Annotated in this window: 9 protein-coding genes and 2 tRNA genes; 3 read left to right on the forward strand and 8 right to left on the reverse strand. The window is 57.3% G+C overall.

Annotated elements, in window-relative coordinates; genetic code table 11:
* Nucleotides 1–37: 37 nt before the first annotated feature.
* The 3 genes from DY251_RS16955 to DY251_RS16965 form a co-directional block, all read right to left on the reverse strand.
* Entirely contained in the window at nucleotides 38–2,008 is a 1,971-nt protein-coding gene (locus DY251_RS16955) for a polysaccharide biosynthesis protein (RefSeq protein WP_116625099.1), read from the reverse strand.
* A gap of 98 nt (nucleotides 2,009–2,106) precedes the next feature.
* Nucleotides 2,107–4,083 (reverse strand): bifunctional 2',3'-cyclic-nucleotide 2'-phosphodiesterase/3'-nucleotidase, encoded by a 1,977-nt coding sequence (locus DY251_RS16960; protein ID WP_116625100.1) that lies wholly within the window; start codon nucleotides 4,081–4,083, stop codon nucleotides 2,107–2,109.
* A gap of 62 nt (nucleotides 4,084–4,145) precedes the next feature.
* Nucleotides 4,146–4,613: an Lrp/AsnC family transcriptional regulator gene (locus DY251_RS16965; RefSeq protein WP_425373312.1), complete on the reverse strand. Its 468-nt coding sequence runs from the start codon at nucleotides 4,611–4,613 to the stop codon at nucleotides 4,146–4,148.
* A gap of 158 nt (nucleotides 4,614–4,771) precedes the next feature.
* Between DY251_RS16965 and ald the strand changes: the two genes are divergently transcribed.
* On the forward strand, nucleotides 4,772–5,890 hold the full coding sequence (gene ald / locus DY251_RS16970; RefSeq protein ID WP_116625102.1) for an alanine dehydrogenase: 1,119 nt from the start codon (nucleotides 4,772–4,774) through the stop codon (nucleotides 5,888–5,890).
* A 115-nt stretch (nucleotides 5,891–6,005) separates the two neighbouring features.
* Here ald and DY251_RS16975 read toward each other — a convergent pair.
* Nucleotides 6,006–6,079, reverse strand: a tRNA-Gly gene (locus tag DY251_RS16975).
* 19 nt (nucleotides 6,080–6,098) lie between these two features.
* A tRNA-Tyr gene (locus tag DY251_RS16980) sits at nucleotides 6,099–6,183 on the reverse strand.
* 237 nt (nucleotides 6,184–6,420) lie between these two features.
* Between DY251_RS16980 and rlmB the strand changes: the two genes are divergently transcribed.
* The gene (gene rlmB, locus DY251_RS16985) at nucleotides 6,421–7,269 is read left to right on the forward strand and encodes a 23S rRNA (guanosine(2251)-2'-O)-methyltransferase RlmB (protein ID WP_116625103.1); all 849 of its coding nucleotides are present in this window, start codon (nucleotides 6,421–6,423) and stop codon (nucleotides 7,267–7,269) included.
* 203 nt (nucleotides 7,270–7,472) lie between these two features.
* On the opposite strand, the gene DY251_RS16990 is transcribed toward rlmB, so the two are convergent.
* From DY251_RS16990 to gcl, 3 genes are read right to left on the reverse strand one after another with little or no spacing between them, the layout of a single operon-like run.
* Nucleotides 7,473–8,360 carry a 2-hydroxy-3-oxopropionate reductase gene (locus DY251_RS16990; RefSeq protein WP_116625104.1) on the reverse strand — a complete coding sequence of 296 codons (888 nt, stop codon included), beginning with the start codon at nucleotides 8,358–8,360 and terminating at the stop codon, nucleotides 7,473–7,475.
* A gap of 8 nt (nucleotides 8,361–8,368) precedes the next feature.
* Nucleotides 8,369–9,160, reverse strand: a complete 792-nt coding sequence (otnI, locus tag DY251_RS16995; protein WP_116625105.1) for a 2-oxo-tetronate isomerase — start codon at nucleotides 9,158–9,160, stop codon at nucleotides 8,369–8,371.
* Between the two features lie 14 nt (nucleotides 9,161–9,174).
* Nucleotides 9,175–10,956: a glyoxylate carboligase gene (gene gcl / locus DY251_RS17000; protein ID WP_116625155.1), complete on the reverse strand. Its 1,782-nt coding sequence runs from the start codon at nucleotides 10,954–10,956 to the stop codon at nucleotides 9,175–9,177.
* Nucleotides 10,957–11,159: 203 nt separating this feature from the next.
* Between gcl and DY251_RS17005 the strand changes: the two genes are divergently transcribed.
* Nucleotides 11,160–13,481 carry an NADP-dependent malic enzyme gene (locus tag DY251_RS17005; RefSeq protein WP_116625106.1) on the forward strand — a complete coding sequence of 774 codons (2,322 nt, stop codon included), beginning with the start codon at nucleotides 11,160–11,162 and terminating at the stop codon, nucleotides 13,479–13,481.
* The last annotated feature ends 3 nt before the right edge of the window (nucleotides 13,482–13,484 follow it).

The raw sequence follows: 13,484 nt of genomic DNA on the forward strand, positions 1-13,484 counted from the left end.
CTCGACGGTGCTTCTTAGCCGCCGGAAATTTAACTGTCTAGGAAATCGCTTGGTCTTGTTCAGCTTCAGCGCGAGATAGTGGCCGATTTTCAGGCTCAGACGAAGCACGCTCATTGCGGATGAACTCGGGCACGATGTGGTGCAGGATCATCAAGGCCCGCTCGCGATCTTCACGAGCGAGCGCGCTTTCAATCTCGGCCACGGATTTGTTCAGCAAAACATGGTCAATCATTCGCGGCGAAGCGACAAAATAACCGTCATGCGCGGTATCCTCTCGCACTTCCGACTTGTCGAACAATTCCTCATAGAGTTTCTCACCCGGACGCAGGCCGGAAAAAACAATGTCCACATCAGTGTATGGCTTGAAGCCAGCAAGCTGAATCATCCGCTCTGCAAGGTGCAGAATGCGAACGGGCTTACCCATATCCAGCACCATGATCTTGCCACGCTCATTGGCGCGATGCATGGCATGTGAAGACGCATTCAGCACAAGCCGAACGGCCTCCGGAATGGTCATGAAGAAGCGGATGATGTCGGGGTGCGTAACCGTAACCGGCCCACCCGCCGCAATCTGCTCCTTGAAGCGCGGCACGACCGAGCCATTAGAGCCAAGAACATTGCCGAAGCGAACCGTCTTGAAGCTGGTTGCATCGGAGGAAACATCCAGCGCCTGACAGTAAGATTCGGCCGAGCGCTTGGTGGCACCCATCACATTGGTCGGGTTCACAGCCTTGTCGGTCGAGATCATGACAAACGACAGAGCGCTGTTTGCGAGTGCCGCGTCGGCGACATTGCGCGTACCGAGGAGGTTGGTCTTGATGGCTTCCAGCGGGTTCGATTCGACCAGGGGCACGTGCTTCAGCGCCGCCGCGTGGAAAACAAGCTGCGGCTTGAACTCCTCGAATATCTGGTTGACGCGCGCACGGTCGCGCACGTCAAGAATATGTGCAACAAGCGCAAGCTGCGGATGACGGTCCCGAAGTTCCGTATCCAAATTGTAGAGCAGGAATTCCGAGTTATCGGTGACGATCAGCTTTTGCGGGCCGAGCATTGCGATCTGTCTGCAAAGCTCCGAACCAATTGAGCCGCCGCCGCCCGTGACCAACACAACGCGGCCATTGATCATGGACGACACGCCTTGCAGATCGGCCTTTATTTCCGGACGCCCAAGCAGGTCGCCAAGCTCAATTTCTTTCGGTTCCAGCAACTGGTCACTGGTAAGAACAGTCGTGGAGGTTCGATCTGGCAGGCGCAGGACCTTCAGCCCGGCAGCAGTCCCGGCCTCGACAATTTCACCGAGCCGTTTGCGCGAGTGATTTGGATCGGTGATGATGAGTTCAGATGCCGGCTTGCCACGCGATTGCAATAGCGTTTGAATATTAGGCAAATCACCCAGCCGTCCGCGAACACGCACACCCTGCACGATGCGCCCCTTGGCAAAGAGGCTATCATCAACGATTGCAGCGACTTCAAAAGTGCCATTTCCCGCCCGTCGCACCGAGCGGATGAAACTGTCGGCCTCATCGTTCATGCCATACAAAATAACGCGGCGCTTGGCCTGCTTGGTGCGCTTGGCGGCGCGCGACCCATGCCTGCGCTCAAGCATCAGCCGGTAGGCAAAACGCGAACCGACCATGCCACCGATCATGAATATCGCGGTGAGGACAGGCACTGATCGCGGAACGTTTTGGCCGCGCGAAACGAGAAACGCGCCGGCGGTATAGATAACCACCGCGGCGACCACCGCCTTGATTATCTCCAGCACATCCGGCGCGGAGACATAGCGCCATGAAGTGCGATTGACTCGAAACACATAAATGCAAATCGTGCTGAGCGCGACAAACGCGGCGATCTTCTGCGGAAAATCAGGAATCCACGACAGATAGTTCGTATTATAGGCAACAGCGAACGCCGCCACGAACGCGATAAGCGCGACGATAACATCATGGGCGAAGCTGATGTAGGGAAGCCAGCCCTTCTGCCGTACGAATTGGTAGAGGTTCCGCATTACCTTGCCTGTCGTTATGGCAAACTCGTCTATACCGCGTTAAGCGCCGCAACAACATAGGTGCAGCACTTAAACTGTGGCCAATCGTCTAGTTTCGCTCAAAGATCAATGCGGTAGCGCGCAAAACCTCCTTCGCCTTCACCATCCGCCGCGATTTTTACCCCCTTTACCGAATCGAGAAAGTCCTTGGCTTTCGGACCCGTTTCAAAAACCGCGCTCGTTCCAGACATGGGCGCAAACGACCAGTTCGAATCAGCAGACGGATTAATCGTTCCCTGCTCTACAATATACCTTACTATAACATCGCGATTTGTATCGGGCGCCTCATAGATAATTTTGGAGGCGTTGATGCCCGGAAAATTGCCGCCTCCGCCGGCGCGGTAGTTGTTCGTGGCCACAACGAATTTCTGCGCAGCGTCAATCGGTTTTCCGTCGAAGCTCAAATCTACGATGCGGCTTGATCCGGAATTTATGAGATTGCCCTTTGGGTCATATTTGGGCGGTTGCGACAGGTCGATCTTGTAGGTAACGCCGTCGATGACATCGAAATTATAGGCTGGGAAATCCTTGTTTATGAGCGGTTGGTTGCTCTTTCCCGGCTCGATCTTGTTGAAAATGCCAGCAGACATTTCGAGCCATTCCTTGACCTCCGCTCCGGTGATTTCCACGGCGCGCACAGTGTTGGGATAAAGGTAAAGGTCCGCGACATTCTTGATCGCAATGTCGCCCGCTGGCACGTCCGTATAATAGTCTGGCCCGCCGCGCCCGCCCGACTTGAACGGCGCGGCAGCAGACAGAACCGGCAAATCCTTCCACTTGGACTCTTTCAGCAGATCCTTGATGTACCAGGTTTGCGCCTGGCTGACGATCTGCACAGAAGGATCATCCGCAACCAGCGCGAAATAGGAATAGAGCGGAGCCGAGGTTTTACCGACCGGCCTGCGGACATAGACGAGCGTCGCCTCATGATCCTCCTTTAGGGCACTCACAATACGCTCATCGTCAACCACAAGCGCCTTGTTCTTGCTCTCAACCCTCTCGTAGATCGGCCGCGCCTCTGAAGCCGCCGCGACGACCTTCCATTTGTTTCCATCTTTTTCCAGCAGCAGGTCGATCAGGCCCATATGCGAACCCCAAAAGCCGCCCATCACGGCGGGCTTGCCGCCAAGCGTGCCTTTTTCCGCATCGACACCGTCCAGCCCCACAAAATCCTTCGGGCCGGGGAAGACCAGATGCTGGTGGCCCGTGAAAATAGCATCGATGCCGTCCACACCCGCGAGGAAGAACGAAGCGTTCTCCATCATGTCGGTTTGCTTGATGTCGATGCCTGAGTGGGAGAGCGCGATGATGATATCTGCGCCCTCTTCCTTGATCTGCGGAACCCACGCCTTGGCGGCCTGCACAATATCCCGCGTGACCACGTTTCCAATCAGGTTTTTGGCATCCCAGTTCATGATTTGCGGCGGCACGAAGCCAATGATTCCGATCTTGACAGGCTGTTCCGCCCCGGCCCCGTCTTTGATCTTCTTTTCGAGGATCACATAGGGCTTGAGGTACAATGTGTCCTGTCGCGGATCGGATGCTAGTTGCGTGCCGCGCACCAGATTTGCGCAAACAAAGGGGAAATTCGCGCCGGCAAGCACCTTATCCATAAAAGAAAGGCCGTAGTTGAATTCGTGGTTGCCGAGCGTTGAGCACTCGTAGCCGAGCAGGTTCATGCCCTTCATGACCGGATGGATATCACCGTCCTTCATGCCTCGCTCATAGGCGATGTAGTCGCCCATCGGGTTGCCCTGAAGCAGGTCGCCATTGTCCACCAGCATTGAGTTGGTGGCTTCGGCCCGAACATTGCCAATCAATGTCGCGGTGCGCGACAGGCCCATCGTGTCATTGGGTTTATCGGCATAATAGTCATAAGGCAGCACGCTGACGTGAATGTCAGTCGTTTCCATTATGCGCAGATGCGCCTGATTTGCATTCGCCCGCGCCGAGAACGGATGCAGCATCACAAGGGCGCTGGCGGCGGAACCGGCGAGAAAAGTACGGCGGGAAACGGAAAAGTCGGGACGCGACATGGGGGCAATCTCCTGTCTGGTCAGATGCCAAAACTGTCGACCCTAATTGTGTCCAAGTCCAGTCACGTCGTCTCGGGCTTCATTCCAACCGTCGTGCGGTCGATAACCTCTCGCAAGGCAAAGGAAGAATTGATCTTCGTCACGTGCGGCATGGCTGAAAGCCATTCCTTGTGAATGCGCTCATAGTCCTGCAAATCCTTCACCGCGATGCGCAGGATATAGTCGTATTCGCCCGACATGAGGTGGCAGGACAGAACATTCGGACAGCGGCGGATAGCAGCCTCAAATTCGGCCAGCGATTTCTCGAACTGACCGGAAAGCGAAATGTGCACAATGGCTGTCGTACGATAACCCAGCGCAGCATTTGACAGACGCGCATGATAGCCGCGGATCATCCCGCTCTTTTCGAGGATATCGAGGCGACGAGAGCAGGCCGATTGCGACAGCCCGACCTTCTCCGCCAGGGCCGCATTGGGCAACCGCCCATCAGCCTGCAGGGCCTCCAGAATGGCGATATCAAGCTTATCCAACACCGTTCATCGAACTTTCTTCGAAAAAGAACAATTTCAGCGCAAGAAATAACGAATATTAGCTATTCTAGCAACCATCTTCGCAAAGACCTGCGAAACGGATTGTGTTCTACTCAGTTGTCAGGGAGCACGGCAGTAAGCCGATAGAGGAGAACGCGATGCGTGTAGGATGCCCGAAAGAAATCAAAAACCATGAATATCGCGTCGGTCTGACGCCCGGCGCAGTGCGCGAATATGTTGCGCATGGCCATGAGGTGATCGTTCAGACCGGCGCAGGCGCAGGTATTGGCGCTGACGATAATGCGTACCGCGCAGCGGGCGCGACGATTGCAAAAACCGCGGAAGAAGTTTTCACCCGCGCAGACATGATCGTGAAGGTCAAGGAGCCCCAGCCGAACGAATGGGTCCAGCTTCGCGAGGGACAAATCCTCTATACCTATCTGCATCTGGCTCCCGATCCGGCGCAGACCAAGGGCCTGCTAGATTCCGGCGTTACAGCCGTTGCCTACGAAACCGTGACGGATGATCGCGGCGGCCTGCCGCTGCTCGCACCAATGTCCGAAGTTGCGGGACGCCTGTCGATTCAGGCTGGCGCTACTGCGCTTCAGAAAGCAAATGGCGGACGCGGCGTGCTGCTCGGCGGCGTTCCGGGCGTTCTCCCCGGCAAGGTAACTGTTATCGGTGGCGGCGTCGTGGGCCTTCATGCTGCGAAAATGGCGGCTGGATTGGGCGCGGACGTGACAATTCTGGACCGCTCCATTCCACGCTTGCGCCAGCTGGATGACATCTTCAACGGTCGCGTGCACACGCGCTACTCCACAGTTGAGGCGCTGGAAGAAGAATGCTTCTCCGCAGACATCGTTGTCGGCGCAGTTCTCATTCCCGGCGCAGCAGCACCAAAGCTGGTCAGCCGCGAAATGCTTTCCGGCATGAAGAAGGGTGCGGTTCTGGTAGACGTCGCCATAGACCAGGGTGGCTGCTTCGAAACCTCTCACGCTACCACCCATGCCGATCCGACCTATGAAGTCGACGGCATTATTCACTACTGCGTGGCGAATATGCCGGGTGCCGTGCCGGTCACCTCCGCTCACGCGCTCAACAACGCCACGCTGCACTATGGCTTGCAGCTTGCCGACAAGGGGATCAAGGCGATCCTCGACGACCAGCATCTGCGCAATGGTCTGAACGTCCACAAAGGCCGCATAACCAACCGCGCTGTTGCAGAAGCTCTGGGCTACGAAATGGCTGAACCAAAGACCGTTCTGGCAGCCGCCTGATAAAAGATTATCGCTGAAATGATTTGGCCCGCCTGTATGTCAGGTGGGCTTTTTCATGCGCGAAGAATTCTCTCTCGGACCATCTGAAAGAAAAGCACATTAGCGTTTGGAAAATTGGAGCGGGTGAAGGGAATCGAACCCTCGTATTCAGCTTGGAAGGCTGCTGCTCTACCATTGAGCTACACCCGCGTGGCTTCCGGCGCGACAGTGGTGGAGGAGGTTGGATTTGAACCAACGTAGGCTAAGCCAACGGATTTACAGTCCGTCCCCTTTAACCACTCGGGCACTCCTCCATACTGTCTACGGAGCCATGCGACGAGGCATATTCGCATCCGCGAACCGAAGCAAATGCTTGCTCAGTCACGATGCGAAGCGCCTTATGGCGACTGCGTATTGGTGTGTCAACCACGGTCGCAATTATTCACGACCTATTTTGAGCAAATAGCGATATTCGCCTGCCCGCGCAGGATCGATGTAGCCATTTTGCCGGAAACTGCTAAGGCGTTGCGCAGATCAGGGAAACGATTGGCATGAGCGACGACAAAAAGGCTGGAACACCCAAGGACAGCCACTATGCGCGTTTGCGGCGTGAGCACCGGGCCAAAACAACCGGAAATCAGCCGCAACGTTCTCGCCCCGCAACGCCTGCCGGACCTGTGCCAAAAGGTGTTGTGCAGATTTACGGCCTGCATTCCGTGCGCGAGGCAATTGCCAATCCCAAACGGCGAATCGACCATATGATGGTCACGCGCAATGCGGTGGAACGCCTCGGCATTACGGACGTGGACGCCCTGCCCTTCGACGTCAAAATGGTCGAGCCGCGCGAGATCGACCGCATCACCGGCAGCGATGCGGTACATCAGGGAGTATTGATCGAAGCCAAACCACTGCAACCAAAGCGGCTCGATGAGCTTGGCGATTCACCGCTGCTGCTAGTACTGGATCAGGTGACGGACCCGCACAATGTCGGGGCAATCATGCGCTCGGCAGTCGCGTTCGGCGCGGGCGCATTGATCACCACAGCGCGACATAGCCCGCAGGAAAGCGGCGTGCTGGCAAAAGCAGCCTCAGGCGCGCTGGAACACATCGACCACATCGAGGTTCGCAATCTCGCCGAAGCGCTCGAAACGCTGCACGAGGCAGGTTTCCAAACGATTGGTCTGGATTCCGATGGACCGGCAGAGCTGGAAAAGACCTTCGCGGGTGGAAAAATCGCACTCGTGTTGGGAGCGGAAGGCAAAGGCTTGCGGCAGAAAACACGCGAGACAGTGTCAACGCTCGCACGGCTCGATATGCCCGGAGCGATACGGTCGCTGAATGTCTCCAACGCTGCCGCCGTCGCGCTATACGCGGCGCAACGGCATCTGGGTTCTGTATAGCTCGCGCCACCCCCGATCCGCCTGCCGCTACCTTCTCCCCGTAAACGAGGCGAAGGACGATGGCAGAGAGGTCGAAGTCCTCTTGCGACGTTCTGAGATTGAAATCAAAGCGGATCAGTGCTTCCTTCGCGCCGTTTACGGGGAGAAGGCGCCGGCAGGCGGATGAGGTGCAATGCAACGCTGACACTAGTCACGGAATCCGTTTAAGCGACTGCGTGCCCCGCCATTAGTTCCAGCGCCTTCACCAGCCCTGAATGATCATCCTTGCCGCCGCCATTGGCTGCGCAGGCGTTAAAAAGCTGCTGCGTGGTGGACGTGTTCGGCAGCGCGATGCCAAGCGCGCGCGCACCATCCAATGCGAGGTTCAAGTCCTTCCGATGGAGGTCGATGCGGAAACCCGGATCGAATGTCCGTTTGATCATGCGTTCGCCATGCACTTCCAGAATGCGCGAGGTCGCTAGCCCACCCATCAGCGCTTGCCGCACCTTCGCAGGATCGGCTCCTGCTTTCGACGCGAAGACCAGCGCTTCCGCGACTGCCTCAATGGTGAGTGCGACGACGATCTGATTGGCAACCTTGGCGGTTTGTCCCGATCCGACCGGCCCGACGAGAGTAATGTTCTTGCCCATCTTTTCCAGAACCTGACGCGCGCGCTCGAAAACCTCCGGCTTGCCGCCGCACATTATCGACAGGCTCGCGGCCTTGGCTCCAACCTCTCCGCCCGAAACAGGCGCGTCGAGATAATCAGCGCCGAGCGCTTCGATCTTTGCCGCAAACTCCTTGGTTTCGATGGGCGAAATCGAACTCATGTCGATGACGAGCTTGCCCGCTGATAAACCAGCCGCAAGGCTATCTTCGCCGCCGAAAAGCACGTCCGCCACATCCGGCGTATCCGGCACGATTGTGATGATGATATCCGCCGCCTGCGCGACCGCCTTGTTGCCCGCGACCGCTTTCAGCCCCTTGGCCACAAGATCAGCGCGCGGCGCGCCTCGATGGTTTGAGGTGACGACACTGTAGCCAGCATCCAGCAAATGCCCGGCCATCGGGCCGCCCATAATGCCCAGACCAATAAAGCCGATCGTTTCCATAATTCCCCCTACGCCGCAGCCTTGCGCGACAAATCCTTGAACCAGCCGAGCCCTTCCACCGTGCCGGCGCGGGGTTTGTATTCCGCACCGACCCAACCGGCATACCCGATGCGGTCAAGATGATCGTAGAGGAACGGATAGTTGATTTCGCCCGTGCCGGGTTCGTGACGTCCGGGATTATCGGCCAACTGGATATGCGCGATGCGCGGCAAGTGCTTTTCGATGGAACGCGCCAGATCGCCCTCCATTATCTGCATGTGGTAGATATCGTATTGCAGGTAGAGATTATCCGAACCGACACGCTCCATAAGGGCCAGCGCCTGACGGCTGGTGTTAAGAAAAAAGTCCGGAATATCGATTGTGTTGATCGGCTCGATCAGAAGGCGAATGCCAGCTTGCTTGAGCTTCGCAGCCGCAAACTTCAAGTTCTCAACAAAGACATTTTCGAGCACGGCAGCATCGACGCCTTGCGGTGCAATTCCGGCAAGGCAATTCACCTGCGGACAGTCCAACGCCTTGGCGTAAGTGATCGCCGTATCGACGCCCTTGCGGAATTCGTCGATGCGATCCGGCAGCACGGCGATGCCGCGCTCGCCTTTTGCCCAATCGCCCGGCGGCAGGTTAAACAGCACCTGCGCCAAGCCGTTGCGCTTCAGCCGTTCGGCCACAGCCTCCGGCGCATGGTCGTAGGGCCCGACATATTCGACGCCCTTGAAGCCAGCCTTCGCCGCCGCATCGAAGCGGTCTAGAAACTCATGCTCACCAAAAAGCATGGAAAGATTTGCCGAAAATCTTGGCATGAAATTACTCCTGCTTAGTCGAGCATCATGATGGCGGTCGGCGCATCTTCATTACGCTCGGCCAACTCTTCGAACTCGATGATATTGTCGATTTCAGTGCCCATCGAAATGTTGGTCACGCGCTCAAGGATGAATTCGAGCACGACCGGAACCTGATGCTCCTTCACGAGCCGCCTGGCTTCTTCAAACGCGGACTGGAACTCTTCCGGCTTGCGCACGCGCAACGCCTTGCAGCCCATTGCCTCCGCGACTGCAACGTGATCGACGCCATAGCCAGCTTCTGCGCCCTCGCCCACGTTGATGTTTTCAAAGGCGAGATCAACCTGAAAATCCATGTTGAACCCGCGCTGCGACTGACGGATCAGACCGAGATAAGCGTTGTTCACGAGCACATGGATATATGGCAGCTTGTGCTGCGCACCGACGGCAAGTTCCTCGATCATAAACTGAAAATCATAGTCACCGGACAGCGCGACGATCTCGGCTTCAGGCCGTGCAGCGCGAACGCCAAGTGCTGCAGGAAGCGTCCATCCGAGCGGTCCCGCCTGCCCGCAATTGATCCAGTTGCGCGCCTTATAAACATGGAGGAACTGCGCCCCGGCAATCTGGCTAAGGCCGATGGTCGTGACATAGGTCGTGTCGCGCCCGAACGCCTTGTTCATTTCCTCGTAGACGCGCTGCGGCTTAAGCGGAACGTTCTCAAAATGCGTCTTGCGCTTGAGTGCCTTCTTGCGCTGTTGGCATTCGCCAACCCAATCCCGCCAGGCGCGAAGCTTGCCTGATGAGCGCCATTCAGTTGCGACGTCGAGCAGCATTTTCAAGGCCGCACCAGCATCGGAAACGACACCCAGATCCGGAGCGAACACGCGCCCGATCTGCGTCGGCTCAATGTCGATGTGAACGAACTTCCGGCCTTGCGTATATGTTTCGACAGAGCCGGTGTGCCGGTTTGCCCAGCGATTGCCGATGCCAAGAACGAAGTCCGAGGCCAGCATGTTGGCGTTTCCATAGCGCTGCGAGGTTTGCAGGCCGCACATGCCAGCCATCAACGGGTGGTCGTCGGGAATCGTACCCCAGCCCATGAGCGTTGGAATGACCGGCACACCAACGATCTCGGCAAATTCGGTCAAAAGATCCTGCGCATCCGCATTGATGATGCCGCCGCCAGCGACGATGAGCGGCCGCTCCGACTCGTTTAGAAGTGTAAGAACCTTTTCCGCCTGCGCTCGGCTCATGGCTGGTTTCGCCAGCGGCATGGGCTCGTATGCGTCGATGTCGAACTCGATTTCCGCCATCTGCACGTCTATTGGCATGTCGATCAGAACCGGCCCCGGCCTGCCTGAACGCATGAGATAAAACGCCTTCTGGAACGCCATCGGCACCAGATATGGCTCCATGACCGTGACAGCCCATTTCGTGACGGGGGCGGCAATCGCCGCGATGTCCACCGCCTGAAAATCTTCCTTGTTGAGCCGGGCGCGCGGCGCCTGCCCTGTAACGCAGAGAATCGGTATCGAGTCTGCCGAAGCGGAATAAAGGCCGGTTATCATATCCGTGCCTGCCGGACCGGATGTGCCAATGCACAGGCCGATATTGCCCGCCGCAGCGCGCGTATATCCCTCAGCCATATGCGAAGCACCCTCAACATGACGGGCGAGGACATGGCGGATGGAACCGCGCGCCTTGAGCGCGGAATAAAATGGGTTGATCGCCGCGCCTGGTACGCCGAAAGCGCAATTCACGCCTTCTTTTTCCAAAACCAGAACGGCTGCATCGACTGCCCGCATACGTGCCATGACTTCCTCCTCCGGCGCAATTTGGGGATCGTTGAAAGCCTCTCGCAATGTGATCATCACGACAATCAGGGCAAATGCTGTTTCATTTTCAAGAAATTCTTGGCAATCGAAGCGCCCTGCGCATGACCTATTTGTGTAGTTTGGGGTTGCGGCAACGGCGCTTTCTTGCTCTTTCGTTGCGCGGAAGGTGTGGAGGGAAAATCATGTCCGGCGAGATCAAGCAAAAGCGCAGTGATCTGGAAGAAGCTGCTCTTTTCTTTCACAAATATCCTATTCCCGGAAAGCTGGAGATACAGGCGACAAAGCCGCTTGGAAACCAGCGTGACCTTGCCCTCGCCTACTCGCCCGGTGTCGCCGCCCCATGCCTGGAAATCCATGACAATCCCGCGCTCGCGGCCGAATACACGGCACGCGCAAATCTCGTAGGCGTAGTTTCCAACGGATCGGCAGTGCTGGGTCTGGGAAATATCGGACCACTCGCTTCCAAGCCGGTGATGGAAGGTAAAGCGGTTCTTTTCAAAAAATTTGCTGGCATCGATGTATTCGACATCGAAATCGACGCGCCAGAAATCGACACGATGGTCGGCACCGTCGCTGCGCTGGAGCCGACCTTCGGTGGCATCAACCTTGAAGACATCAAGGCCCCGGAATGTTTCGAGGTGGAAGAACAGCTGAAGGCACGGATGAAAATTCCGGTTTTCCACGACGATCAGCACGGAACCGCGATTATTGTTGCCGCCGCTGTGACGAACGCGCTGGAGCTTTCGGGCAAGGATTTGGCCAAGGTCAAGATCGTTAGTTCGGGCGCAGGTGCAGCGGCACTCGCTTGCCTCAACCTTCTTGTCTCGCTCGGCGCGAGCATTGAAAACATCTGGGTCACAGACCGCTTCGGCGTAGCTTACAAGGGCCGCGCCGAGGAGATGGACCGCTGGAAAGATCCTTATGTGAAGGATACGGACAAGCGCACGCTTGCAGACGTCATCGAAGGCGCTGACGTTTTTCTCGGCCTTTCGGCGGCCGGTGTTTTGAAGCCGGAATTGCTGGCAGGCATGGCGAAGCATCCGCTGATTTTGGCGCTGGCCAACCCCACGCCGGAAATCATGCCCGAAGAAGCGCGGGCCGCACGGCCCGATGCGATGATCTGTACAGGCCGTTCGGATTTTCCGAATCAAGTCAACAATGTGCTATGCTTCCCCTACATTTTCCGCGGCGCGCTGGACTGCGGCGCAAGCGCGATTAATGAGGAGATGAAGCTGGCGGCAGTGCGTGCAATCGCCGGGCTGGCGCGCGAAGAGCCTTCCGATGTCGCCGCGCGCGCCTACTCCGGCGAAACGCCGACATTCGGGCCAACCTATCTCATACCCTCGCCCTTCGATCCGCGATTGATCCTGCGCATCGCGCCAGCTGTCGCCAAGGCTGCGGCAGACTCTGGCGTAGCGACGCGCCCGATTGCCGACATGGAAGCCTATGTGGATCGGCTCACGCGCTTTGTGTTCCGCTCCGGCCTCATCATGAAGCCGATCTTCTCGAAGGCAAAAGCCGCAGCTTCAAAACGCGTGATCTATGCCAATGGCGAGGACGAGCGTGTGCTGCGTGCTGCGCAAGTGGTTATCGAGGAAGGCATTGCCCAGCCGATCCTTATCGGGCGCCCGCATGTCATCGAGATTCGCAGCAAACGTTACGGCCTGCGCATAAAGGCTGGTACGGATTTCGAGTTGATCAACCCGGAAGACGATCCGCGCTATCGGCACTATGTTGACGAACTGGTGGAAATAGCTGGCCATCGCGGCATTACGCCGGAAGGTGCGCGCACGATGGTTCGCACCGACAATACGGTGATTGCAGCGCTCGCACTAAGGCGCGGCGATGCTGATGCCATGATCGGCGGGCTGGAAGGCCGGTTCGAGCGGCATTTGCGCAATGTGCGGCTGATTATCGGAACCCGGCCGGGTGTACGCGACAAGGATCTGTCGGCGCTCTCGATGCTTATTTCGCAGCGCGGCGTGACCTTTTTCACGGACACTTACGTGACGGTCGATCCGTCAGCGCAAGAAATTGCGGAAATGACGGTGCTGGCCGCTGAGGAAATCCGGCGATTCGGCATACACCCCAAGGCTGCCCTGCTCTCGCATTCGGACTTCGGCTCCCGCGATTCGCCAAGTGCGCTGAAAATGCGTGAGGCAGCAGAGATACTGAAACGTCTCGCGCCCGATCTTGATTGCGACGGTGAAATGCACGGCGACTCGGCGCTTTCGGAAGCACAGCGCCAACGCGTCTATCCGCATTCCAAACTTAAAGGAGAGGCGAACCTACTGGTCTTTCCGAATCTGGATTCGGCAAACATCACGCTATCAACGGCAAAGCAGATGATGGACGCACTCCACGTGGGACCGATCCTGCTCGGCACGAAAAAGCCAGCCCACATTCTCACACCGTCCGTAACGTCGCGCGGCATCGTGAACATGAGCGCGCTGGCCGTGACGGAAGCTTCTCAACAAGCGAAAGCGGTGCTGCCCGAAGCTTGATTA

It is taken from the genome of Mesorhizobium denitrificans, assembly GCF_003403035.1.
Taxonomy (GTDB): domain Bacteria; phylum Pseudomonadota; class Alphaproteobacteria; order Rhizobiales; family Rhizobiaceae; genus Mesorhizobium_G; species Mesorhizobium_G denitrificans.

What these genes read in the sequence shown, in the direction of transcription:
- DY251_RS16955 (WP_116625099.1), bottom strand. Translation starts at nt 2,008, where the DNA reads ATGCGGAACCTCTACCAATTCGTACGGCAGAAGGGCTGGCTTCCCTAC.
- DY251_RS16960 (WP_116625100.1), bottom strand. Translation starts at nt 4,083, where the DNA reads ATGTCGCGTCCCGACTTTTCCGTTTCCCGCCGTACTTTTCTCGCCGGT.
- ald (WP_116625102.1), top strand. Translation starts at nt 4,772, where the DNA reads ATGCGTGTAGGATGCCCGAAAGAAATCAAAAACCATGAATATCGCGTC.
- rlmB (WP_116625103.1), top strand. Translation starts at nt 6,421, where the DNA reads ATGAGCGACGACAAAAAGGCTGGAACACCCAAGGACAGCCACTATGCG.
- DY251_RS16990 (WP_116625104.1), bottom strand. Translation starts at nt 8,360, where the DNA reads ATGGAAACGATCGGCTTTATTGGTCTGGGCATTATGGGCGGCCCGATG.
- otnI (WP_116625105.1), bottom strand. Translation starts at nt 9,160, where the DNA reads ATGCCAAGATTTTCGGCAAATCTTTCCATGCTTTTTGGTGAGCATGAG.
- gcl (WP_116625155.1), bottom strand. Translation starts at nt 10,956, where the DNA reads ATGGCACGTATGCGGGCAGTCGATGCAGCCGTTCTGGTTTTGGAAAAA.
- DY251_RS17005 (WP_116625106.1), top strand. Translation starts at nt 11,160, where the DNA reads ATGTCCGGCGAGATCAAGCAAAAGCGCAGTGATCTGGAAGAAGCTGCT.